20 protein-coding genes are annotated in these 23,966 nt (G+C 61.5%); 4 read left to right on the top strand and 16 right to left on the bottom strand.

Annotated features, from left to right (window positions below):
• Positions 1–5: 5 nt before the first annotated feature.
• The 5 genes from scpB to ASO19_RS03315 form a co-directional block, all read right to left on the bottom strand.
• The gene (scpB, locus tag ASO19_RS03335) at positions 6–596 is read right to left on the bottom strand and encodes an SMC-Scp complex subunit ScpB (RefSeq protein ID WP_408868411.1); all 591 of its coding nucleotides are present in this window, start codon (positions 594–596) and stop codon (positions 6–8) included.
• Positions 597–630: 34 nt separating this feature from the next.
• Positions 631–1,392: a segregation and condensation protein A gene (locus ASO19_RS03330; protein WP_081562984.1), complete on the bottom strand. Its 762-nt coding sequence runs from the start codon at positions 1,390–1,392 to the stop codon at positions 631–633.
• An 18-nt stretch (positions 1,393–1,410) separates the two neighbouring features.
• The gene (locus ASO19_RS03325; protein WP_052349121.1) at positions 1,411–2,589 is read right to left on the bottom strand and encodes an SPOR domain-containing protein; all 1,179 of its coding nucleotides are present in this window, start codon (positions 2,587–2,589) and stop codon (positions 1,411–1,413) included.
• 3 nt (positions 2,590–2,592) lie between these two features.
• A complete protein-coding gene (gene argS / locus ASO19_RS03320) occupies positions 2,593–4,404 on the bottom strand; it encodes an arginine--tRNA ligase (protein WP_103765377.1) in 1,812 nt (603 codons plus the stop codon).
• 180 nt (positions 4,405–4,584) lie between these two features.
• On the bottom strand, positions 4,585–5,760 hold the full coding sequence (locus tag ASO19_RS03315; RefSeq protein ID WP_081562981.1) for a deoxyguanosinetriphosphate triphosphohydrolase: 1,176 nt from the start codon (positions 5,758–5,760) through the stop codon (positions 4,585–4,587).
• A 145-nt stretch (positions 5,761–5,905) separates the two neighbouring features.
• Here ASO19_RS03315 and ASO19_RS03310 point away from each other — a divergent pair, with 145 nt between their 5' ends.
• Together ASO19_RS03310 and xth are read left to right on the top strand one after the other, a co-directional pair.
• Positions 5,906–6,241, top strand: coding sequence for a HesB/IscA family protein (locus ASO19_RS03310; RefSeq protein WP_043561500.1), 336 nt, complete (start codon positions 5,906–5,908; stop codon positions 6,239–6,241).
• 27 nt (positions 6,242–6,268) lie between these two features.
• Positions 6,269–7,039 carry an exodeoxyribonuclease III gene (xth, locus tag ASO19_RS03305; RefSeq protein WP_103765376.1) on the top strand — a complete coding sequence of 257 codons (771 nt, stop codon included), beginning with the start codon at positions 6,269–6,271 and terminating at the stop codon, positions 7,037–7,039.
• On the opposite strand, the gene ASO19_RS03300 is transcribed toward xth, so the two are convergent.
• The 5 genes from ASO19_RS03300 to ASO19_RS03280 form a co-directional block, all read right to left on the bottom strand.
• The gene (locus tag ASO19_RS03300) at positions 7,036–7,851 is read right to left on the bottom strand and encodes a nucleotidyltransferase domain-containing protein (protein ID WP_258036066.1); all 816 of its coding nucleotides are present in this window, start codon (positions 7,849–7,851) and stop codon (positions 7,036–7,038) included. The two genes, xth and ASO19_RS03300, sit on opposite strands and share 4 nt — an antisense overlap.
• Before the next feature lie 135 nt (positions 7,852–7,986).
• The gene (gene aspS, locus ASO19_RS03295; protein WP_043560765.1) at positions 7,987–9,807 is read right to left on the bottom strand and encodes an aspartate--tRNA ligase; all 1,821 of its coding nucleotides are present in this window, start codon (positions 9,805–9,807) and stop codon (positions 7,987–7,989) included.
• A gap of 192 nt (positions 9,808–9,999) precedes the next feature.
• A complete protein-coding gene (locus ASO19_RS03290; RefSeq protein ID WP_081562980.1) occupies positions 10,000–10,950 on the bottom strand; it encodes a GNAT family N-acetyltransferase in 951 nt (316 codons plus the stop codon).
• Positions 10,951–11,282: 332 nt separating this feature from the next.
• Positions 11,283–12,899, bottom strand: coding sequence for an FAD-dependent oxidoreductase (locus ASO19_RS03285; RefSeq protein ID WP_081562979.1), 1,617 nt, complete (start codon positions 12,897–12,899; stop codon positions 11,283–11,285).
• Positions 12,900–13,049: 150 nt separating this feature from the next.
• Positions 13,050–13,835, bottom strand: a complete 786-nt coding sequence (locus ASO19_RS03280; RefSeq protein ID WP_043560769.1) for a DUF2076 domain-containing protein — start codon at positions 13,833–13,835, stop codon at positions 13,050–13,052.
• Positions 13,836–14,113: 278 nt separating this feature from the next.
• Between ASO19_RS03280 and ASO19_RS03275 the strand changes: the two genes are divergently transcribed.
• Both ASO19_RS03275 and glyS read left to right on the top strand, forming a co-directional pair.
• The gene (locus tag ASO19_RS03275; RefSeq protein ID WP_081562978.1) at positions 14,114–15,010 is read left to right on the top strand and encodes a glycine--tRNA ligase subunit alpha; all 897 of its coding nucleotides are present in this window, start codon (positions 14,114–14,116) and stop codon (positions 15,008–15,010) included.
• Positions 15,003–17,108 (top strand): glycine--tRNA ligase subunit beta, encoded by a 2,106-nt coding sequence (gene glyS / locus ASO19_RS03270; protein ID WP_103765375.1) that lies wholly within the window; start codon positions 15,003–15,005, stop codon positions 17,106–17,108. Before ASO19_RS03275 ends, glyS begins: the two co-directional genes overlap by 8 nt.
• 78 nt (positions 17,109–17,186) lie before the next feature.
• Here the strand turns inward: glyS and ASO19_RS03265 are convergent, their stop codons facing one another.
• From ASO19_RS03265 to ASO19_RS03240, 6 genes are all read right to left on the bottom strand, one after another.
• Positions 17,187–17,843, bottom strand: a complete 657-nt coding sequence (locus tag ASO19_RS03265; RefSeq protein ID WP_043561507.1) for a LysE family translocator — start codon at positions 17,841–17,843, stop codon at positions 17,187–17,189.
• An 88-nt stretch (positions 17,844–17,931) separates the two neighbouring features.
• Positions 17,932–19,086 carry a rod shape-determining protein RodA gene (gene rodA / locus ASO19_RS03260; RefSeq protein WP_052349127.1) on the bottom strand — a complete coding sequence of 385 codons (1,155 nt, stop codon included), beginning with the start codon at positions 19,084–19,086 and terminating at the stop codon, positions 17,932–17,934.
• Between the two features lie 16 nt (positions 19,087–19,102).
• Positions 19,103–20,938, bottom strand: a complete 1,836-nt coding sequence (gene mrdA / locus ASO19_RS03255) for a penicillin-binding protein 2 (protein ID WP_227449652.1) — start codon at positions 20,936–20,938, stop codon at positions 19,103–19,105.
• 172 nt (positions 20,939–21,110) lie between these two features.
• Entirely contained in the window at positions 21,111–21,677 is a 567-nt protein-coding gene (locus ASO19_RS03250) for a hypothetical protein (RefSeq protein WP_043560774.1), read from the bottom strand.
• Between the two features lie 230 nt (positions 21,678–21,907).
• Complete coding sequence (gene mreC, locus ASO19_RS03245; protein ID WP_086431136.1) at positions 21,908–22,840, bottom strand: rod shape-determining protein MreC; 933 nt, start codon at positions 22,838–22,840, stop codon at positions 21,908–21,910.
• A 67-nt stretch (positions 22,841–22,907) separates the two neighbouring features.
• Positions 22,908–23,954 carry a rod shape-determining protein gene (locus ASO19_RS03240; RefSeq protein ID WP_043560776.1) on the bottom strand — a complete coding sequence of 349 codons (1,047 nt, stop codon included), beginning with the start codon at positions 23,952–23,954 and terminating at the stop codon, positions 22,908–22,910.
• Positions 23,955–23,966: the final 12 nt, after the last annotated feature.

Raw genomic sequence — 23,966 nt, 5'->3', positions numbered from 1 at the left:
TCCCCTCATGAAGGCTGTATGGTGTCTTCTAGCCCAGTTCCCGCCCCATCGGAAGAAGGCTCGAAAAGCAATTCCTCCCTACGGGGCAGGTCTGCAAGGCTTGCAAGGCCAAACAGTTTCAGGAACTGGGGCGTCGTTCCCCACAGTACGGGACGGCCCGGTACCTCCTTGCGACCCTTGGGCGTGATCAGCCCTTCCTCCAGCAATGTATCAAGAATGCTCTGCCCCAGCCGGACCCCGCGGATCGTCTCGATCTCCACCCGGGTGCAGGGCTGGTGATAGGCCACGATGGCCAGAGCCTCCAGTGTCCCCTGGCTCAGCCGTCTCGGCCGCTCGATCACCCGTGCCAGAGCCGGGCCGAACATGGCTCTCGTCCGAAACTGCCAGCCACCGGAAATGGCCTGAAGCTCCACCGCATGGCCCCTGTACCGCTGGGCTACCCCATCCAGCACGGCACCCGGACTGTCGGCCTGTGCCTCCAGCCCCTGCTCCCGCAGAAGCCCCACAATGCTGCTGGCCGTCACCGGCCCTGCACTGGCAAAAAGCAGAGCCTCCACGAGGCTTACAGCTCTGGCAAACTCATCCTGCCCGGCCATGTCCGGCGGGAGCTCCTGAAAGGCTGGCCCTCTCTCATTCATGCCCGGTCTCCTCTCTTTCCCGCCATTCAATAGTGCCGAAGGCCCTGTCCTGCCGCAGCTCCAGCCTGCCGCCACGAGCCATTTCCAGCCCGGCCATCAGGGCACCGGCCAAAGCAGCCCGCTTCTCCAGCGCTCCACCTTCCATCAGCTCTGGCAGAACATCTGTCAGGGACTGCCAGCCTGCCACCCGCCTGCGCCCCAGCAGGCGGGCCAGAGCCTCCCGCGCCTGCTGGGCACTCCAGTACCGTGCCACACGGGGGGAATAGGTCCGCTTGCGCCCTCCCCGCCGCCGTGCCGCCAGATAGGCCAGAACAAGGGACGGCACATCCCCCTTCAGCGGTGCCATTTCAATCCGTGTGTGATTTTCCGCCTCGGCCCGGGCGAAAACATCCCGTCCCAGCCGTGGCTGTTCCTCCAGCCAGGCGGCCGCCCGGTGCATCTGCTCCAGGTCGATCAACCGCTCATGCAGCTGGCCCGCAGCATCCTCCGCTTCATCATCCTGCTCGGCCGAGGGCAGAAGAAGGCGGGACTTCAGCCACGCCAGCCAGGCTGCCATGACGAGCCAGTCCGCCGCAATTTCCAGCCGCAGCGCCGCCGCCCCCTGCCGGGCCCGCTCCACAACCTCCAGATACTGCTCACTGAGCTGGAGAATGGAAATCTGCTGGAGGTCCACCTTCTGGGAACGTGCAAGGTCAAGCAGAAGGTCCAGCGGTCCCTCGAATCCCTCCAGCACGAGATGCAATGCGTCACTCACTGGCTGATGCTGCCACGATCAGTTCGTCGCCACGGCGCAGGCCTGTGCCTGTGCATGCAGCCGGACACAGAGCTGGCGTGCCGCCGCCCTGTCTTCGAACCCGCCTATGCGCAGCCGAATGAAGGTTTTCCCGTCCCGTTCCACCTTCCGGTAGACCGGATCATACCCTCCCAGAAGGTCGGGCAGCCTGTGGCGCAGGCGGCTCCATTCCTGCCGGGCCTGATCCTCACTGGCCAGAGCAGCAAGCTGGACCTCATACCGCCCTGCCGCACCTGTTTCAGCAGCCTTTCTGCGGGGTCCCTCAGAAGACACCATCGGAGTGGCAGGCTTTGCCCGGGCGGGTACAGGCGGCGGCAACGCCTCATCAGACACATCATCCCCAGCAGCCTTGCGGGCCGGCGGTGTCTTCCGCTTTGGCGTCTCCACCCTGCTGCTGGCCTCATCCGGGCTGTTGTCCGCCTCATCGGCCTCATCCCCAGCATCGGATGATGGCTCACGCTTCTTCGGTGCGGACACTGTGGCTGAGGACGCCCCCTTATCCGCCACATCTCCCTTTGCCGTCTGATCCGCCGTATCATCTGGCGGCAGGGACGTGCTCTGGATGTCCCCGCCCTGGGTCACGCCACCTTTTCCAGCATCCGCGTCCCCTCCGGGGGCAGCCACCTGTTTCCCGGGCGACACTGCATCCCCTGCCGGTCCGCTATTGGCAGACGCTACCTTCTGGGCCGCTTCTCCTGCCCCAGGCCCGGAGGCGGACGGTGCCAGACGACCGGCCAGCAGGCTGGCATCCGGCTGTTCAGGCGGGGGAGCCAGATGCACGGCTCCACGACCGGTCACATCGCTCTTCGTGGTGTCATCACCCATGACCATCATGCCACCCGGATCAGCCGGACGATCCTTCACAGGGTAAGGTGGCGGACCGATGACCGGAACACCAGACGGATGATGGCTGGCCATCCAGCTCCAGACCCCACCAATCCCCAGCAGCAGCGCAGCCCCGATCACGCCAAGCAGCATCAATCCCCGTGTGCCGGACTGCCCCCCCATGAGCGACGCCAGCAGGCCTGACCGTACCTCGGCCCGTTCTCCCCGAGATTCATCAGGGCGGCTGCGGGGCGGCCTGCGGCTTCCTCCCCCCAGGCGGTCATCAGCCTGAGGGGGCGCTATGTCGTTATGGTGATCGTCCGGCATGGACATGGTTCAGCGCAGCTCCTCTACGGCTTCGACACCAAGGATGCCAAGGCCGATCCGCAATGTTGAGGCAATGGCGGCCACGAGGGCCAGCCGGGCCTTGCTGGCCTCCGGTGCATCATCCTGGATAAAACGCAGGCTGGTTTCCTCACGCCCCCGGTTCCAGAGCGCATGGAAGTCCGATGCCAGATCGATGCAGTATGTGGCGATGCGGTGCGGCTCCCGGGCAAGAGCGGCAGCCTCGACCTGCCGTGGCAGGCTGGCAATGCGGCGCAGGACGGCCAGCTCCTCATCCGCTGTCAGGATGGACAGGTCCTGCCCGGCGAGCGCCTCGTCCGTCACGGCGGCGGCACCATAGGTTTCTTCTCCCAACCGCAGGACGGACCGGCAGCGTGCATGGGCATAGTTGACGTAGAAGACCGGGTTGTCCCGGGTCTGCGCCACGACGGCGTTCAGGTCGAACTCCATCTGCGCATCAGCCTTGCGGGTCAGCATGGTGAAGCGCACGGCATCCCGGCCCACCTCATCAATCAGATCCCGCAGCGTGACGAAGGTCCCGGCCCGCTTGGACATGCGCACCGGCTCACCGTCCTTCACCACACGGACGATCTGGCACATGACGACCTCAAAATCCGTCTTCCCTTCCGTCAGGGCGGCGACGGCAGCCCTCATGCGGGAGACATACCCGCCATGGTCAGCTCCCAGAACATCGATCAGCAGATCGGAGCGGGACGCCTTGCGGGCGTGATAGCCGACATCATTGGCGAAGTAGGTGTTGGACCCGTCAGACTTCCGCAGGGCACGGTCCTGATCGTCACCGAATTCGGTGGAACGGAACAGCGTCTGCGGGCGGGCTTCCCAGTCTTCCAGCTTCTTGCCCTTGGGGGGCTCCAGCACGCCTTCGTAAAGCAGGCCACGCGTCTCAAGGCTGGCAATGGCGGCATCAACCTCGCCGCTCTTCAGCACTTCGGCCTCGCTGCTGAAAATCTCGTGATGGATACCCAGAGCGGCAAGGTCATCCCGGATCATGCCCATCATGTGCTCAAGGGCTTCCGCACGGACGGTCTCGAACCATGTCTCGACCGGGGCCACGCCACCATCGGCGGATGCGAGGGAGCGGCCATGCTTTTCGGCCAGCGCCTGCCCGACGGCAATGAGATACTCACCCTGATATTGCAGGCCGCTGGGTGCCAGCTCTCCGAATTCTTCGGCAGGAATATCCGTACCGATGGCCTGAAGGTAGCGCCAGTAGGCGGCCCATGTCAGGGCGATGACCTGTGCCCCGGCATCATTGACATAATACTCCCGTGTGACCCTGAAACCTGCCGCCTCCAGCAGGTTGGCCAGCGCATCCCCCACAACAGCACCACGGCAATGACCGACATGCATCGGGCCTGTCGGGTTGGCGGACACATATTCCACATTGGCACGGCGCCCCGCCCCGAGGGTGGACCGCCCATAGGCGGCCCCACGCTTCAGCACGGCCCGGGCGACATCGTGGAACAGCTCCGGCTTCAGCGTCATGTTCACGAAGCCCGGACCGGCCATCTCCACATGGGCGATCTCCGGCAGGGCGGCCAGCTCGGCCACCAGCTCCCTGGCGATTTCGAACGGCTTGCGCTTTGCGGGCTTGGCGGCCAGCAGGGCGGCATTGGTGGCCATGTCCCCATGGGCGGCATCACGGGGAGGCGTGACCTCCACCCGGGCTGCGACATCGTCCGGCAGGTCTGGCAGAACGGCCTTGAGAGCTGTTACGACCTTCTCCCGCATGATGGCGAAAAGACAATCCGGGGATGATGCTGTCGGGGCAATGCCGGCCATATTCTGCAACTTTCTCTATCCAACCTGTCAAAATCCCCTGAAAGGGGGTCATGATCCACTACATGACAGGCCACCAGAACTGCCTGCCATCCTTGTTCCGTGCCACTATAAAAGCCACCGCCTCTTTTTGGAACAGCCCAGCAGGCACTCGCTGCCAGAACAGGCGATTCTTGCAACCTCTTACCCCAGAACGGACAGGTCCATCAGGCGGCGATGTTCCTCCATGGCGAAACGGTCTGTCATCCCGGCAATATAATCAGCCACGACACGACGTGCAGCAGCCTCGTTGCCTGCACGTCGCCGCTCCAGGGCCAGCTCCTGCCAGGGCGTGGGCAGAAGTTCCGGCTCATCCCCCAGAATGGCACATATGTCGGCCAGAGCGATGCGGGCCTTGCGGGTCATCCGCCGGACACGCCAGTGGCGATACATCCGGGCGTGAAGGAATGTGCGGATTTCCTTGTTCCGGTCTGCCATTTCCGGAGAAAATTCGACGATGGCACGACCCGCATGGCGTACGTCATCGGCATTCTGCGGCTTCAGCTCATCCAGAGCTTTCCGGCTCTGTTCAATCAGGTCGCTGACGAGCCGATTGATGACACGCCGGACCGTTTCATGACGGATGCGCTGGTCACGGTCGAACGCTCCATGCCCTGACCAGTTCAGAGACCGGGCCTCCTCGAGGCAGGTTTTCAGCAGGGGAACCGCCTCGATGTCCTCAAAACTCAGAAGACCGGCACGGAGACCATCATCAAGGTCATGCCCGTGATAGGCCACGTCGTCACAGATGGCGGCTATCTGCGCTTCCACGGAGGCATGGCTGGAGAGTTCCAGCGGGTAGCGCCCATCAAAACTGGCCAGCCACGGTGCAGGACGGCGGACAGGCCCGTGATGTTTCGCCAGCCCCTCCAGCGTTTCCCATGTCAGGTTGAGGCCGTCGAAACCATGATAGCGGGCCTCGATCTCGGTGACCTGCCGGAGGGACTGGATATTGTGGTCGAACCCGCCCCAGTCCTTCATGGCGGCCTGCAACGCATCCTCACCGGCATGACCGAAAGGCGTATGGCCAAGGTCATGCGCCAGGGCGATCACCTCCGCAAGGTCCTCGTTGACACCGAGTGTCCGGGCAATGGAACGGGAAATCTGGGCAACTTCCAGCGAATGGGTCAGGCGGGTACGGAAGAAATCCCCCTCGTGATTGAGGAAGACCTGCGTCTTGTACTGCAGCTGGCGGAAACCGGATGAATGAAGCACCCTGTCCCTGTCCCGCTGCCACGGCGTGCGGGTGCGGCTTTCCTCCTCGGCAAACTGACGCCCACGGGCACCCTGCCGCTGCACTGCGTATCTGGCCATTTCCATCTGCCATCCCCATATCCGAGCGGGCCGCACGAAGCATACAGCCTTTCCGGTTTCGATTCTTGGCGGCCGGCCTTATAGTGTCAACATCTCTCCGCCATGTATGCTGCAATGGCGTGAAATTTTGTGATGATTATGGAGATTGTCCGTGGCCGATTTTAGCATTTCAGGGGCGGCAGCTGCCCGCATTGCAGAGATCATCAGCCAGCAGTCCGAACCGGACGGCATGGCCCTGCGTGTGTCCGTTCTCGCCGGAGGATGCAATGGCTTCCAGTACCAGTTCAAACTGGTGCGGGAGAAAAAGGCTGGTGACCATCTGATTGAAAAGGACGGGGCCCGCGTGTTCATCGACCCCGTCAGCTTCGACCTTCTGGAAGGGGCCGAGCTGGACTTCATCGACAAGCTGATGGGTGCCCATTTCACCGTCAACAACCCCAATGCCGCCTCATCCTGCGGGTGTGGCAGCAGCTTCTCCCTCGCCTGACTTTTCACTCTGGAGGCCCTCCACCCCATGTCCCTGACCTTTGCCAGCTGGAACATCAACTCCATCCGCACCCGTGCCCATCTGGTAAAGGACTGGCTGGACCGTAACCCGGACTGCACCCTGCTGTGCCTTCAGGAGATCAAGTGCGAGGCGCACCAGTTTCCGAAACTCTTTGAGGAAGCCGGATTTCACGTCGCCGTGGCGGGGCAGAAGGCCTATAATGGGGTAGCTCTCATCAGCCGTGTCCCTCTGACCGTCACGACTGATCATCTGCCCGGCTTCGAGAGTGACGAGGCCCGCTACATCGAGACGGAGCTTGAAGGGGTCACCATCGGCAATCTCTACCTGCCCAATGGCAATTCAGGCGGGGACGCCGGTTTCGCCAAAAAGCTGAACTTTCTTGAGGCCCTGCACCAGCGGTCCCTGACCCTGCAGAAAGAGGAACGATCCTTTGCCTTCATCGGGGATTACAATGTCTGCCCGACAGAAGAGGATTACGCCCCCAGGGCCCTGTCCCCGGACGATGCCCTGCTCCGCCCGGAAAGCCGTGCGGGCTTCCGCCGCCTTCTCTGGTCCGGCCTGACGGACGCCCTGCGCTGCCTGCACCCTGCGGGGCGGCATTACACGTTCTGGGACTATCAGGCGGGAGCCTACCAGCGCAATTCCGGCCTGCGGATCGACCATGCCCTGCTCTCCCCCCGCCTTGCCGACCGCCTGACCGGCTTCACCATCGACAAGGACGAACGGGGACGGGAAAAGCCATCCGACCATGTGCCGGTAGTGGTCAGCCTTTCCTAGAACTCGGCTTTCACCAGCTTCCGAAACAAGGCTTCGGCCTGCTCGTGAACGTCCATGCCCGGCCTTGGCAGGGTCATGGCCTCGGCGTAAGCAAATTCGGCTTCGATCAGCTCATTCACGGCAGGGATGAAAGGGCCGCTCTGCTGCTCCCGGCTTCTGGACTTGAGGTGCAGCAGCTCCCGGATGGGCCTGAGCACGGCGGCCGGAAGGTCGCAGCCCTGACAGAGGGCCTGAAAGTTCATCGGAGGCTGGCCATGCTCATGCAGGCGCATCCAGCGTAAGGCCATGGCTGGACGAAGTGCATAGAAGAGCCGCTTGTAATGCGTGCTGCCATCCTCCCGGATCGCCCGTCTCCAGCTGTTGCGGCCCAGATTCAGGTAGTGAAGCTGGCAGCTCAGTCCAGCTTCGACCTGTCTGGCAAAAGCAGCCAGCTCATCCGCTTCCTCCCGCCACAGATAACGCACCGGGCTGACCAGCCACTCCATCAGGGTTGGGTTGGGTTTCGTCAGCAGGTTCAGGGCCTTGCGCAGGTCCCAGCCATTCACGTCCAGATCATCGGAAATGGGCAGCTCGATCACGTCCCGGCCCGGCTTCAGGGACAGGTACCAGTCCAGCCTGTGACGGTAGATGAAGCGGACATCGTAGTCACTGTCCGGTGAGGGAAAGCCCCAGGCCCGGCTACCACTTTCCACAGCGAACAGGATGTCAACATCATGGTCCCGCTCGATCTGACGCAGGATGGTCATGACCTCCTCCCGTACGGCCGGTGCAATTTCCGGCACATAATCCGGCATGATCTCATCAAAATTCATGACAGGTCTCCTTCCCTTTCTTTCCCAGAATGGGACAGAGCGGCGCAGGAAGAAACACCTGACACGAAAAAGGCCGGAGCGGATCGCGCCGCCCCGGCCTTGCCCGGATCAGATCAACAGATCAGAGAACCAGAATCAGCCCTGCTTTTCCTGAGCTTTGCTGCCACCAGCAGAGGGCTTCGGCTTGGGCAGGTCCAGCTTGAGGGAAAGTTCCTTCAGGCGGGCAGGCTCGACCGGAGCCGGAGCTTCCATCATCAGGTCCTCACCGCTCTGGTTCAGCGGGAAGAGAATGACCTCACGGATGTTCGGCTCATCGGCCAGCAGCATGACGATACGGTCCACACCCGGCGCAGCGCCACCATGCGGCGGGGCACCATAACGGAACGCATTGAGCATCCCGCCAAAGCGGGCCTCCACCACATCCGGGCCATAACCGGCGATCTCGAAGGCCCGCAGCATCACGTCCGGCAGGTGGTTACGCACGGCACCGGAGGACAGCTCCACACCGTTACAGACGATGTCGTACTGATAGGCCTTGATGGTCAGCGGGTCCTGCGTGTTCAGGGCTTCCAGACCGCCCTGCGGCATGGAGAACGGATTGTGGGAGAAGTCGATCTCGCCCGTTTCCTCGTTGCGCTCATACATCGGGAAGTCCACGACCCAGCAGAAGCGGAAGGCATTCTTCTCGATGAGATCCAGATCGGTCGCCACCTTCGTCCGCACCACGCCGGAGAACTTGACGACCTCATCCCCCTTGCCCGCTGCAAAGAAGACCGCATCACCGGCCTTCAGGCCGCAGATTTCACGGATTTTCTCGACACGGTCAGCTTCCAGGTTCTTGGCGATCGGCCCCTTGCCACCTTCCTCATCAAAGATGATGTAACCGAGGCCCCCGGCCCCCTGATCCCGTGCCCAGTTATTGAGCTTGTCGAAGAACGCCCGGGGGCGGCTGCCCGCACCCGGTGCGGGGATGGCACGCACACGGCCACCAGAGGCTGCAATGCGGGCGAACAGACCGAAGCCGGAGTCAGCGAACTGTTCCGTCACGTCCCTGATGATGAGCGGGTTGCGGAGGTCCGGCTTGTCGGACCCGTAATCCCGCATCGCATCGGCATACGGGATGCGGGGGAAGGCCCCGTCCGTGATCTTCCAGCCTTCCGGTGTGAATTCGTTGAACACGCCAGCCAGAACCGGCTCCAGCACGCTGAAGATGTCTTCCTGCGTGACGAAGGACATCTCAAAATCGAGCTGATAGAACTCGCCAGGGCTGCGGTCCGCACGGGAGGCCTCATCACGGAAGCAGGGGGCGATCTGGAAATAACGGTCGAACCCGGCCACCATCGCCAGCTGCTTGAATTGCTGCGGAGCCTGCGGCAGGGCGTAGAACTTGCCGGGATGCAGACGGGCCGGAACGAGGAAGTCCCGTGCGCCTTCCGGGGAGGAGGCCGTCAGGATGGGAGTCTGGAATTCCGTGAAGCCCTGCTCGACCATGCGGCGGCGCAGGCTGGTGATGACCTGGCTGCGCAGCATGATGTTGCGGTGCATCTTCTCCCGGCGCAGGTCGATGTAACGGTATTTCAGGCGCAGGTCCTCGGGATAGTTCTCCTGCCCGGCCACCTGGAAGGGCAGAACCTCCGCCCGGGACTGCACGTCAATCCCGCTGGCCCGGACCTCCACATCACCCGTTGGCAGGGAAGGGTTGCGCTGCCCCTCCTCACGCACCACGACCTCACCCGTCACGGTGATGACGCTCTCCACCCGCAGACGCTCGGCCTGTTCCAGCAGCGCCCCTTCGGACGGAACGACGATCTGCGTCACGCCATAATTGTCCCGCAGGTCGATGAAGAGCAGCCCGCCATGGTCACGCTTGCTGTGAATCCAGCCCGACAGCCGTACGGTCCTGCCTGCATCATCAGCACGCAGGGCGTTGCAGAAATGGGTACGGTACTGATGCATGAATTCAAACCTCGTCAATCTGTCTGTGACCCGGCTCCGCACAGGCTGTGCCCAATGCTCCGGCTCGCTACATGGAATGGCGGCCACGCCCTGAACGCAGCTCTCCCCGTAAGGGATTTCCTACCCCAATCGTGGTGGAAAAGCCAATCCTAATCAGCGCCACCACCCCGGAACCAGGGCCAGATGATGGCCTCAGAAAAGATCGTAACCCCGGTACTTCCTGAGCACATGCCGCCGGACAACATTGATGAGACGGCACTTCATGGCGTAAAGGGGCGTCTCGAAGCGGATTTCCGGCCTTATGACCGGCTTCTGCCCGAAACTGGCCAGCATCTTGGCCGTTCTGACAGACCCGAAACCATCGAAATCAAAAATCAGGTTGCGCCTCTTGGCTTCCTCGATCGCCTTCCAGATCAGCAGCATGTTCATGCCCGGCACTCTGGAGCGGCGGACACGGACGGCCTGCCAGTAGTACAGCACCCTGTCATCCCAGACGAGCAGGGCTGCCGAGACGGGCACGCCCCCATCATGAGCATAGAGCGCCATGGCCTGGTCCCGATTACGGGCCTCCGTAAACAGGTCTTCCAGCAGGGCATAGTCATGATGGTTCTGTGGCAGTTCCTGCCTGACCAGGTCGATGAACGGAGCCACATCCCCAGACTGCTGGACAGTGAGTTTTTTATCCGCCGTGCGGATGAGGTTGCGGGTCTTCTGGTCACAATCCTGCCAGGCCATGTCCAGAGTTTTTTCAGGCATGATGCGGAAGGTGAAATCCTGGTACACCCTGAACCCAGCCAGCCTGAACGCAAAGGAGGACGCATTGTCGGGGTCCAGATAGAAATGGACACCATGATATTTGGGCAGGCTGGCAACGGTCCTGTCCACGACATGCCTGATATTTTGCTCCTGGCGAAATGTTTTTGAGGGGGGCAGAGCAAAATCCGGCCCCAGCGTGCGGGTATATTTGGGCATCCTGATGACAGGAGAGCCAAGCCTCTTTTTCATTACGAAAGGAAAACGGGAAACAACCCTGCCCCCCATTTCCACATCAATGAAGGACACTGCCTGCCGACTGGCCGTAGCAAGCCACCACTCCTGATGAAAAATGGAAGTATGCGGACGAGACGGTGCAGTATCTGGCATAATATCTCAATACATGTTGTAACAAAAGAATGGATGGCGCCTCATAGCACTTGCATAATCATATAAAAATTAATTATTTTTTTAATTTTCAAATCCAGACCACATGAAACATTCATAATGTATCATTAATATTTCTTTTTGGTAAAAACAGAACTTACAATTATTGCAGAACAGATACGAAGACTCTCACTTGTACACACGGCATGAGCATGGGCTGACAGTCATGCCATCCCATGTCCCCCTCTCCCGACAAAACAGCTGCGGAAACAGAAAACGGCTGCCCTGCAGAAGGCAGCCGTTAACCATGTGGAACAAACAGGATGCAAGCCCTATCACACGATGCTTGTCCGCACCTCTTTTGCAACGAACCCATCAAAATCGACCGCAGCACGAGCCATGGCGGAAGACCGGCCAGCCGAAACCAGCGCCACCACCTTCTGCCCCCTCATGTAAGCCGCCATGAAGTCGAACCCGCTCAAGTCCCCTTCTATCAGGACCCGGTCGAACGGCTCTCCCCACCCCATATATTCCAGCTTTTTGCCGAACTGCTGGGTCCAGTACCAGGGGATGGGCATGGGCTGCCGGGACAGACCAAGAATGGTCCGGGCAGCGGCCCGCCCCTCTATCTGCGCCTGACGCCAGTGTTCAATGCGACAAAGCGTTCCTTCATGTTGGAAGGCGGCCACATCCCCCGCCGCATAAATGCCGGGCAGAACCCGCATGTCCTCATCCACAACAATGCCAGACACCCCACCATCAGCGTCCGTCCCAACATCATCAGGCAGGAAACTGCGGCATGGCTCATTGCCGACAGCCACCAGAACATGGGTGCAGGGCAGCTTCATGCCATCATCAAGCTCGATGCCCTCCACATGGTCCTTTCCGTATATGTTCACCACTTCACTATCCGTGATGAAAGCTACACCATTGTCAGCATGCAGGCGCAGCAGGATGCGCCCGACCTCCCGCCCCCACTGGGCCTCCATGGGAATGACCTGCTCCGGGGCAATCACCGTCACACCAGCCCCTTTCTGCCGCAGGGCAGAAGCCAGCTCCAGCGTGGTCAGCCCGCCACCTATCAGCACGACAGCCTGCTCCCCCGTGATCTCCTCTGCAATCTGGCGGGCATCTTGCACGCCATGCATGGTCATCACCCCGGTCAGCTCGATGCCGGGAAGATCCGGCTTCGCAGGCCGCCCCCCTGTCGTGATCAGCACATGGTCCGCACTGTAATCCCGCCCGTCAGCCAGTTCGACACGCTTTGCCGTGCAGTCCAGACTGGTGATTGTCCCCTGCACACGGGTGATCTCATGATGGGCAAAAAAAGCATCATTCAGCAGCAGCGGAGGCTGAACCTTGTCCGGCCCCCCAAGAAAAATGCCCTTGCTGAGCGATGGACGGTCATAAGGAGGCAGGCTCTCATCTCCGATGAGGATGATGCTACCGGCAAAACCCTCCTCACGCAGGGTATAGATGGCACTGGCTGCCGCCGCACCACCACCCAGCACCAGCACGGAACTGTCCTCCATGCAGGGCTCAGGAACTCTGGCAGGCAAAGGACTGACCCCGACCAGCACCCGCCCCTCCACGAGGCGGACAGGATAGACGGGCAGGCCAGAAAAGGCGACCGGCTCCTTCACCCGGCCATCCCGTACGCCAAACACCGCCTTGTGCCACGGGCAGACAATCACATCACCGTGAGCCTTGCTGTAACAGTGCAGACGCCCCCGCAGCGGCGCCCCCTTGTGCGGGCAACGCCCCCCCAGCGCATGAACCTCCCCCCCGACACGCACGAGAGCAATGGACTGCTCCTTGATGATGACAGAAAAAACCTCTCCTTCCCTGACATCCTCAACAGCAGCCACATCATACAGGGTCCGGTCCGGCTGCTGGTCCGGTGTCTCAGCGCTGGCATCAGGCCCGAGAACGGGCTGGGGGGCTTTTTCCATAACTCTCTGTCCTGTCCCTTTCTGTCAGCCCCCGGCGGTCACATAGCCTGTTCCGAACATGGGGCCATCACGGCCGGAATATGTACTCCATGATGACAAGACGGGGCCCCTGAAGGCCCCGCCTGCATCATGCTCCGTTCGGAGCCGATCTCAGAAAAAATCGTCCCTGTCGATGTCATCACCACCGAAGCCACCACCATTATCAACCGGCGCATCCTGCGGGCCAAAATCCTGCGGAGAGAACCCTGCGGCATCTGTCCCGCTTCCGGCAAACGGATCAGAATAATTGTCCCCATAATTGTTGATGATGGTCGTTTCACTGCCAAAACCATCGCCAGCACCACCGACACCTTCATGGCCATGCTCCCCGGAGAACAGACCCTCCAGCGCATGGGCCGCCATCATCCCGCCTGCGACACCGGCCGCCGTGGACAGGGCAGACCCCAGAAAGCCGGAGCCGGACCGCCCGAACATACCCGGCTGATAACCCGGTGGCGGGGCATAGCTCCGCCCCATCTCCGGCGCAGCAGCACCAGAGGCAGGCCCCCAGCCCGGTGGCAGGGAGGCCCCGCGAGGCGGTGGAGCGGACGCAGAAGCCCCCCGACCGAACAGCCCGGAGAAGAACCCACCTGACTGCTGCCCCGGCTGACTGGCCTGCTGCTGGAGCTGGGCGATCTGCCCCCTCGCCTGCTGGAGCTGGAACTCCAGATCACGGATGCGGGCCTGCGCCTGGGAGAGAGCCGCCTCCTGCACGACAGCCAGCTGCGTGATACGGTAGCGGGCCTCCGGGAAACGCTGGAAATTCTCGGCGATGAAGCGGTCTGCCTCCGGGTCGATCGGCGGCAGGGACGCCGGGCTCTGGCCATTCGGCAGCCCCACGCCTCCCCCAACACGGGCAACAAAGCGACTTATGAGATCACGTTCTTCCGAGTTCATGGGCGTGCTGTCCTTCACAACTGCTCAGCAGCCCCCGCCCGCCCGGGCGGGGCGCGACATGGGCGCTGTCTCTTCATGCCACATGATATGATACAGCTCTCCATCCCCCGCAAGGGTCTTGGCCCCCTCTTCTCCCGGCAGAGGCCCACAGAATGCACCTGCCGTAAAGACCATCTTAAGAAACCACCCTGCACGGCGGCAACTTCTTTACCCTCTCCCACCCCTACCCGCTGGTGATCCGGCCTCTCATCCTGTAATATGCAGACATCTTTACGTTAATGGAGCCTAGTGAATTGTCCACATCCCGGCCCCCCTGCTTTCAGGATCTGATCCTGCGCCTTCATCAGTTCTGGTCACAGAAGGGCTGTGCCATTCTCCAGCCTTACGATACTGAACTGGGTGCGGGTACACTGTCCCCTCACACGACCCTGCGGGCACTGGGCCGCAAGCCGTGGGCTGCCGCCTATGTGCAGCCCTGCCGCCGCCCGTCCGACGGCCGTTATGGCGAGAACCCGAACCGCCTCCAGCATTATTACCAGTATCAGGTGCTACTCAAACCCACCCCGCAGGAAAGCCAGGACCTGCTGCTGGAAAGCTACCGGGCCATCGGGATCGACCCGGAAAAGCACGACATCCGTTTCGTGGAGGATGACTGGGAAAACCCCACCATCGGGGCCTGGGGGCTGGGCTGGGAGGTCTGGTGCGACGGCATGGAAGTCACACAGTTCACCTACTTCCAGCAGGTTGGTGGCATCCCGACCGTCGTTCCCTCCACCGAGCTGACCTACGGGCTGGAACGTCTGGCCATGTATGTGCAGGGGGTCGAGAATGTCTATGACCTCGACTTCAATGGCCGGGGCCTAACCTATGGAGATGTCTTCCTCCGGGCAGAGCGGGACTATTCACGGCACAATTTCGAGCTGGCTGATACGGACATGCTTCTGGCGCAGTTCCGGGCAGCCGAGGCTGAGTCCATCCGCCTCTCCGAAGCTGGCGTGGCCCAGCCCGCCTATGACCAGTGCCTGAAGGCCTCCCATCTGTTCAATCTGCTGGATGCCCGGGGGGTCATTTCCGTTTCGGAACGTGCCTCCTATATCGGGCGTGTACGCACGCTGGCCAAAGCTGCCTGCGAAGCATGGCTTGCTGGAGACGAGGAGGAAACCACCCATGGCTGAACTGCTTCTTGACCTCTTCTGCGAGGAAATCCCCTCCGGGATGCAGGCCCGTGCTGCCGAGGACCTCGCCCGCCTGCTGGAACAGGCCCTCGCCGATCTGAACCCCCGCAACATCCGCAGCTTTCATGGTGCCCGCCACATTGCGGCCAGCCTCGAGGTGGATGAGAGCATCCCCACCCGCACCATTTCCGAGCGTGGCCCCCGGGAAAATGCCCCGGAAAAGGCCCTTGCCGGGTTCTCCCGCAAGCATGGCGTCAGCCCCGATGAGCTGACGAAGGAAAACGGTTTCTGGGTTCTCAACCGTACCCTGCCTCCGGTCAGGGCGGCGGAGCTGGTTGCCGAACAGCTGCCGGACCTCCTCTGGAAGTTCCCGTGGCCCAAGGCCATGCGCTGGGGCAATGGCTCCCTCTTCACCTGGGTACGCCCGCTCCATCACGTTGTCTGCCTGCTGGATGGCCAGACCGTTCCCTTCACCCTGGCCCGTCAGGATGACGACGCCCACGGGCTGAAGAGCGGCAACGTGACCGAAGGCCACCGCATCCTCTCCCCCGGCACGTTCACCGTCACCGGCACGGAACAGTGGCTGAAGGAGCTGGAAGCCCGCCACGTCGTCATCAACGAGGAGAAACGGGCCGATCTCATCCGTCAGGGTGTCCATGCGCTCGCTGATGAGAAGGGGCTGGCGCTTGTCGAGGATGAAGGGCTGGTCCGTGAAGTCAGCGGGCTGGTGGAATATCCCGTGCCCCTGCTGGGCCGCATCGATGATGCCTTCATGGACCTTCCACCGGAAGTCATGCAGGTCTCCATGCGGGTCAACCAGCGGTACTTTGCCCTGCGCACGAAAGACGGCAAAGCCGCTCCCTATTTCGCCTTCGTGGCCAACCAGACCTTCAGCGACGGCGGCACGCTCTGCATCGCCGGGAATGAACGTGTCCTGCGGGCCCGCTTCGCCGATGCCCGCCATTTCTGGGACCTCGACCGCAAGACGAAACTGGCCGACCGTGTCGAGGCCCTGAAGCCCGTCACCTTCCATGCGAAACTGGGCACTCAGGAAGAGCGGGCACGGCGCATCAGCACTCTGGCAGGCATCATCGCCACGGCCATGCAGCTGAGTGACGCACAGGTAAAACACGCCGAACGGGCCGGTCTGCTCGCCAAGGCCGACCTGACGACCGGCATGGTCGGTGAGTTCCCCGAGCTTCAGGGCGTGATGGGCGGCTATTACGCCGCCCATGATGGTGAAGCCCCGGAAGTGGCCCAAGCCGTTGCCGAACATTACATGCCCCGTGGATTGCAGGATGGCACGGCCAGTGCTCCCGTCTCTGTTGCCGTCGCTCTGGCGGACCGGCTGGACATGCTGGCGGGGTTCTTCGCTATCGGGGAAACCCCCACCGGCTCTGGTGATCCTTATGGTCTGCGCCGTGCCGCCCTTGGGGTGATCCGCACCATCCGGGACAATGGCCTGCGCATCGACCTCGGCAGCCTGCTTTCCAGAGCAGCTGAGGCCTATGCCGGGAAGGAGGGCAAAGATTCCGCTCTGGGTGAGCTGGAACCCTTCTTCACCGACAGGCTCCGGGTCCAGCTCCGCAATGAAGGACGCCGTCACGACGTGCTGGATGCCACGCTGGCCGTCACACAGGTGCAGGAAAACAGGAGCCTCTTCACCGATCATCTGGATGGCGACCTGGTCCGCCTGCTCAGCCGTGTGGAGGCCCTGTCCGACATGATGGGCACGGAAGACGGGCAGAACCTTCTGGCAGCCTACCGCCGGGCCACGAACATCCTGCGCATCGAGGAGAAAAAGGACGGCCCGCACCATCAGGCCCCTGAAGCGGCACTCTATGTACAGGATGAGGAACGTGACCTGGATGCGGCCCTGAATGAAGCCGGGCCGAAGATCACGGCCAGTCTGGCCGATGATGACTTCACCAGTGCCATGCAGCATCTCGCCGCCCTGCGTCCGATCATGGACCGCTTCTTCGAGGCTGTGACCGTCAATGCGGAAGATGCTGGCCAGCGTCTCAACCGTCTGCGCCTGCTGTCGGCCTTCAGCCGCAGTGGCCAGCTGATTGCTGATTTTGGCCGGATCGAAGGCTGAGCTCCAGTCTCACAAACAGGCTACGATAAAAAAGGCCGGTGGGAGCGTTCTCTCACCGGCCTTTTTTATGTATCCCTCTCAGTGCGAGGGACTGTCTGTCAGGAATATCTTGGCTCCGAAACCGATGAAGACCAGCCCGGTCAGCCGGTCCAGACGGCGCACCACGACGGGCCGGTTGAAGAACTGTGCCAGCGGGACCGTCAGGGCCACCAGCAGCCCCAGCCATATGAAGGTCAGCACGACCTGGATCACCACCTGCACGAGCGTAAACGCCACCACATCCGTGGCGGGCGGGATGAACTGAGGGAAAAAGGTGATCACGAAAATACCCGCCTTGGGGTTGAGCAGGTCCGTCAGCATCCCACGGCGGAATCCCGGCCAGAAGGCGTTGCGATGTTCCACCCGCCGGGCCTGCTCCGGCCCGGCCTCCGTCGTCAGTGCCATACGGGGGCGCAGAAGCTGGCTGACGCCCATCCAGACCAGATAAACCGCACCAACACATTTGACGACGAAGAACGCCGTGGAAGACGCCGCCAGAAGGGCCGTCAGCCCGAAGGCCGCTGCCAGCCCCCAGAGGCTCAGCCCCACGGCAATGCCAAAAATGGCCCCGATCCCAGCACGGCGCCCATCGGAGGCAGCCGTCCGCAGAACCATGACGGAGTCCAGCCCCGGCGTGATGGTGAAAATTGCCGCTGCGGTCGTAAAAGCCAGCAGGGGAAGAAGCCACTGATGCATAAAAAACAGACACCTGAAAAAAACCGGCCACGATACTCCGCAACCCGACCTCCTCCAGGTGGGGTCTCGGCCCTACGGTTCCAATAGATCAGTCAGGGTCATCCCGATGCACCCAGCTGGAAAGCAGCAGACCGAAACCGAACATCATGGTCAGCATGGCTGACCCTCCATAGGAGATCAGCGGTAGCGGCACGCCTCCCACCGGGATGACCCCCATGACCATGGAGAGATTGACCACGCAATACAGGAAGAAATCCATGGCGATGCCCAGCCCGACCAGCCGGCCAAAGCGGTTCCGACAACGCAGGGCAATCAGCATGCTGCTCAGCAGGATCAGGAACAGTAGCCCGATGACGGCCACACCCCCGACATACCCCCATTCCTCCCCGATCATGGTGAAGATGAAGTCTGTCTGTTTCTCCGGCAGGAAGCTCAGCTGCCCCTGCGTGCCATGCAGGTAGCCTTGCCCCCAGCGCCCACCCGCCCCCAGAGCAATACGGGACTGGAGAATGTTGTACCCTGCCCCCAGCGGATCATGCTCAGGATGCAGAAAGGTATCAATCCGAGCCTTCTGATAATCATGGAGATGATTATAGATGAAGGGCCCCAGAAACGGCAGGGGCGCAACAAGGATGATGATCTGCCACCACCGCATCCCCGCCGCAAAGAACAGTGAAGCCCCGATCACACCAACAATGGTTGCTGTCCCCAGATTGGGCTCCTTCAACACCAGCACGACCGGCAGAAGTGTCAGAAGCGCCGGGATGATGAGCCGCAGCGGATTGCCCATACGGTCCCGCCCGATCCGGTAGAACCATGTTGAAAGCATGAGGACCAGGGCAATCTTGGCAAATTCGGAGGGCTGGAACTGGAAGCCGCCCAGATTGATCCAGCGTTCCGCCCCCTTGCCCACATGCCCCATCTTCAGCACCAGTACCAAGAGCAGGATGGATAGCCCATAAATGGGCACGGAGAGCATCCTCAAGACCCGTGGGCTGGCCAGCGCCACGCCCAGCATCATCAGAAGCCCGAAACAGAAACGGATGAGCTGGGGCTGGGCAAAAGCCTCCGCACGCCCGCCACCGGCTGAATACAGGGCAACATACCCCACACCGGCCAGACAGCAGACCAGCAGAACAAAGAACCAGTTGATCTGCCAGAGCCGGGAGAACATGCGCAGGTTCGGCTCTGCCCGCAGCAGGCGGCGGGCCGTACGGGGAACGGTGAAGTCCTTCAGCGGCATGACGTCCTTCTATCCCTCAGTCATCCAGGCCGTCAGCCCTCGCCACGACCCCCCGGGACAGGGAGGTCCGGCTGGCCGGGTCCCTGATGAGAGTATCCGTCATGATCTGTGCAGCCAGAGGGGCCGCCTCGGTCGCACCCGCATTGCCATGCTCCACCACGACAGACACCGCATAACGGGGATTGTCATAAGGTGCAAAGCAGATGAACAACGCATGAGGACGATACTGCCACGGCAGGTTCATGGAGTTGAAGTGCCCGCTCTCACGCAGGGCTCTCGGCACGTTCCGCACCTGTGCAGAGCCGGTCTTGCCAGCCATCTGTACACCAGGCAGGCTCAACCGGGCGGCCGGAGCCGTGCCCTGTGGCTCATTCACCACAGCAAACATCCCCCCCCGGGCAGCAGCGAGGGCCTCCTTTGCGAAAGGCAGGGGATCCAGAACCGGTGCAATGCCCTGCCCGCTCACCGAGCGCAGAAGATGTGGCTGCACAAACCGCCCCGTTGCCAGACGGGATACATAAGTGGCCAGTGCCAGAGGTGTTGTCTGCACCAGCCCCTGCCCAATACCGGCATTGACGGTATCACCACCATTCCAGTGGTGACCATGGCGACGGCGCATCTCCGGGGTCGGAACGGACCCTGCCCGCATGTGGGGCAGCTCTATCGGCAGCTTCCCATCCAGCCCCAGGAAGGCGGCGGCTTCATGAATCGCCTCCATGCCACAGCGCCGGGCCACCTGATAGAAATAGACGTCGCAGGAATATTTCAGTGCCTGATGCAGGTTGATCGACCCATGCCCGTAACGGCTCCAGCAGTGGAAGCGCACGCCCCCCATGTCGTAATAACCCGGACAGGAAAAACGGTCCGACGGGGTGATGGCATGGGCCTTCAGGGCGGCCAGTGCCACGGCAGGCTTGAAAGTGGAGCCCGGCGGATAAAGGCCGGAAACGGCCTTGTCCACCAGCGGCGTGCGCTGGTCGGTGATCAGACTGTTCCACTGTGTCCGGCTGATGCCACCATCAAAAAGGGTCGGGTCGAAAGAAGGTGTGCTGACCAGCCCCATCACCTCGCCATTGCGGCAGTCCATCACCACGGCACTGGCCACACGCTCGCCAATCCGCTCCCGGATGCGGGTCTGCAAGGCGCTATCCAGCGTCAGCTCCAGCCGGGCCCCGGGCTGGCCTTCCACACGCTCAAGCTCGCCCATGACACGGCCATGGGCGTTGACCTCCATCTCCACCGTGCCGGGCTGTCCACGCAGATGGCTTTCCTGCGTCTGCTCGACCCCGGCACGCCCCACCTTCATCCCCGGCAGGGCCATGATGCCATCCCGCTGGACATCCGTCTCATTGGGAGGGGCCACATACCCGATGATATGGGACAACAGGTCCTTGAACGGATATTCCCGTGTTGTTCCCACATCGATCAGAACACCGGGCAGGGTCGGAGCATTCAGCCCCAGCCGGGCGACATCATCCCAGGAGAGGAATTCCTTGAGGGTCAGCGGGACGTAACGATGGATATGTTTGCGATCATGCTCGATACGGGCCCGGTCACGGTCATCCAGCGGCACGATCGTAGCAAAGCGGTCCACCACGGCCTGGAGGTCCGTCGTTTCCTCCGTCATGATCAGCGCACGCCAGTTGGGACGGTTGCCGGCAAGCAGCACACCGCAGCGGTCGTAGATCTCACCACGGGCTGGTGCAATCTGGCGGCGGCTGGTCCGGTTGCGGCGTGCCTGCTCCTTCAGCTCATCGCCATGAACGACCTGCATCTGATAGAGATGATGGGCAAGCGTCCCCATGACCCCTGTCTGCGCTGCCAGAAGCAGCAGGGCACGGCGTGTGAACATACCCCCACCGACAGCCTGTTCTTCTGAAAAAGACAGGTCAGCCGCTGGCCCACTTCGTTTCCGAAATGGCGGACGAGTTTCATCACGCCGGAAGAACATCTGCAATATACGCTTAAAAAAAGATTAAGGAAGGAAAACTCAAGTCTTCCACACTTCAGATGGCCATAGTCTATTACAGTCTGTCATGCTTTTCCATAACAGAAAGCCCCCATAAATACAGAACATGCAGAAAGGGATAACTCCCTACAGCGAGAGCCTCCTGAAAAACAATGGGATAGACCGATAGCGCCCCCCGGACCCGGATGACCATCAACACCCAGTCTGTCAGGGCCTCTCCCAGCACGATCAACCCGTACAAGCTCCAGGAAAGCAGGAATCCACGACGGGACAGACCAACACGGCAGCCATGAGCCACGCCATAGGCTACCAGCATCCAGAACAGGAGCACGCCGGGCGGATTGGCACTGAAGAACTCGATCACCACCCCACTACAGAACAGCCCGAACAGGGGCATGAAAGCAGGACGGTAAAGCGCCCAGAACCAGACCGTCCCCAGTGTCAGGGCTGTCTGGAGTTCGGTCTGCCCGAGTATGCCAAACGGGGCGGACAACACAAAAGCCAGAACCACCATGATGACACAGGGGGACAGCTTGCGCCGCACACGAACCATCAGCTTGCGCTGCCGTGTTCCCTCCAGCGCCTCATGATCCAGACGCCCCTGCTCCAACCGTAATGCCATAGCCCCGTACCCGTTGCTGCTCCACCGCCCCCGTGCCTTCCCGGAAATAGTGCTCTCTTCTACAGAAAGCAAACCTCCCTGGAGGGCAGATCACGCCTTCGGGGCAGGTTTCATGCCATTACCCGAATCGTGCCACAAATGCCACCTGACCGCCTTATAAGGCATTGATGATAACAAACGGTTTAATTTGAGACCGTATATCAGGAACGCCGACCGTCCAGAAAGTACCCTCAGCCGTTCCTGAGAGACGAAAATGGCAGAAAGCGGCGCAGATTCTGCCAATTCGAAGGGGCTTCCCCATCCCGATGATCCGGCAGGAGCGGAGGCTTCTCCCGGACCCTTCCCGCACTGGGTGGGGCCTCCAGGGTAAAGCCACCATCAAAAATACGAACCAGCTCCAGTTTTCCCAGAGCGGCATCAGGGATGACAACCGGCTGCCCTGGCGCCAGATAATGCACACGACCAACAGCAACACCGCCTGTCAGGCCTGTCTGCCCCCGTGTGACGATATGCTCGCCTTCTTCCGGCATGAGGCTCTGATTGTAATACATGAGACGGGGATAAGGCGTATTGTCGCCAATCATCATGGCATCCCCCCCGCTGCTCTGTAACGTGACAGGAATCCGGCTGGCAGCATCCTCAATCAGCAGCACTCGCACCACATGCGGTCCCACCTCACTGACACGCCCGACAAGCCCGAAAGAATCAACGGCCAGACTTCCCTGCTGCACCCGGTGTTCCCCCACCTGCAACAGAACCGCCCGCAGGTAAGGGCCACTCTCATCCCGAACGACCCATCCGCTGACATAATCCCGGGTATCTTCCGCTCCCCAGTGCAGCACAGCCTTCAGGCGGGCATTTTCCTGCCGAAGAGTCTGGGCCTCACCATGCCAGTAAGCAAGTTTCTGGTTTTCCTGCCGAAGCTGCGCATTGGCGGCCAGCAGGTCCCCCACCCCCTGCAGGGTGATCTGCCATTCATGAAACTGCCGCTGAGGGAACAACAGAACCTGATAGATGGCCCCGGCCTTCTGCGCCGCCGCCATGCGAATCTGTATGGCCCTGCCCGGCCATATCTGCCCGGCCAGAACAGTCCCCACAGCCAGAAAAACCATGACCGGCAGAACAAGCCCGGACAGAAGCTGACGTGTGTGAATGGAGACCATGGCCCGCCTTTTCCCTCCGCTCAGCCCCCGGTCACGGAGGATACCATCCCCCGCCGGAGACCAGGGATCAATACATGCTGCTCAGGACACTGCGGAGCTGCTGCATGTGCTCCAGCGTGCGGCCAGTCCCCACAGCCACGCATGAAAGCGCATTCTCTGCCACGAAAACCGGCAGGCCGGTAGCCTGACGCAGGACATCATCCAGACGCCGCAGCAGTGCTCCCCCGCCGGACAGGACAATGCCCTTCTCCACGATGTCAGCGGCCAGCTCCGGCGGTGTATGCTCCAGCACGGTGGCTACGGCATCAATGATATGCCCGACAGGCTCCTGGAGGGCTTCGGCAATCTGGGCCTCACTGACGGTGATCTCCCGGGGGACGCCATTCAGCAGGTCACGCCCCTTGAGCGGCATGGTCCGCTCTTCCGTCTGTATGTTGGCGTCAAAAGACGCAGCGCCGAGATCAATCTTGATCCGCTCGGCGGAGCTTTCCCCGATCATGAGGTTATAGTTGCGACGGATATAAGCCATGATGGCCTCATCCATCTGGTCGCCACCAACCCGGACAGACCGGGCATAGACAATCCCGCCAAGGGAGATCACGGCAACCTCGGTCGTTCCCCCACCGATATCCACGATCATGCTGCCAGAAGGCTCCGTCACGGCCAGACCGGCCCCAATGGCTGCGGCCATCGGCTCCTCAATCAGATAGACCTTGCGGGCACCAGCACTCTCTGCACTCTCCTGGATGGCACGGCGCTCCACGGCAGTGGAACCGGACGGCACGCAGATGACGATCTGGGAACTGAAGAAGGAACGGCGGTTGTGAACCTTGCGGATGAAATGCTTGATCATCTCCTCCGCACTCTCGAAGTCGGCGATGACACCGTCACGGAGAGGGCGGATGGCCTGAATGTTCCCCGGCGTACGGCCAACCATCAGTTTGGCTTCATTTCCCACGGCCAGGACCTGTCTGCGCCCGCGCACTTCCGTTACAGCGACGACGGAAGGCTCACTCAGCACCACGCCACGCCCCTTGACATAAACGAGGGTATTGGCAGTGCCGAGATCGATCGCCATATCAGCGGAAATGAGCCCCAACAGACGAGAGAACATTCAAAACTCCTG

Source organism: Parasaccharibacter apium (assembly GCF_002917995.1).
Taxonomy (GTDB): Bacteria; Pseudomonadota; Alphaproteobacteria; order Acetobacterales; family Acetobacteraceae; genus Bombella; species Bombella apis.
Note: the sequence above shows the minus strand (reverse complement) of the source record. Positions and strands in the feature narration are given on the sequence as shown.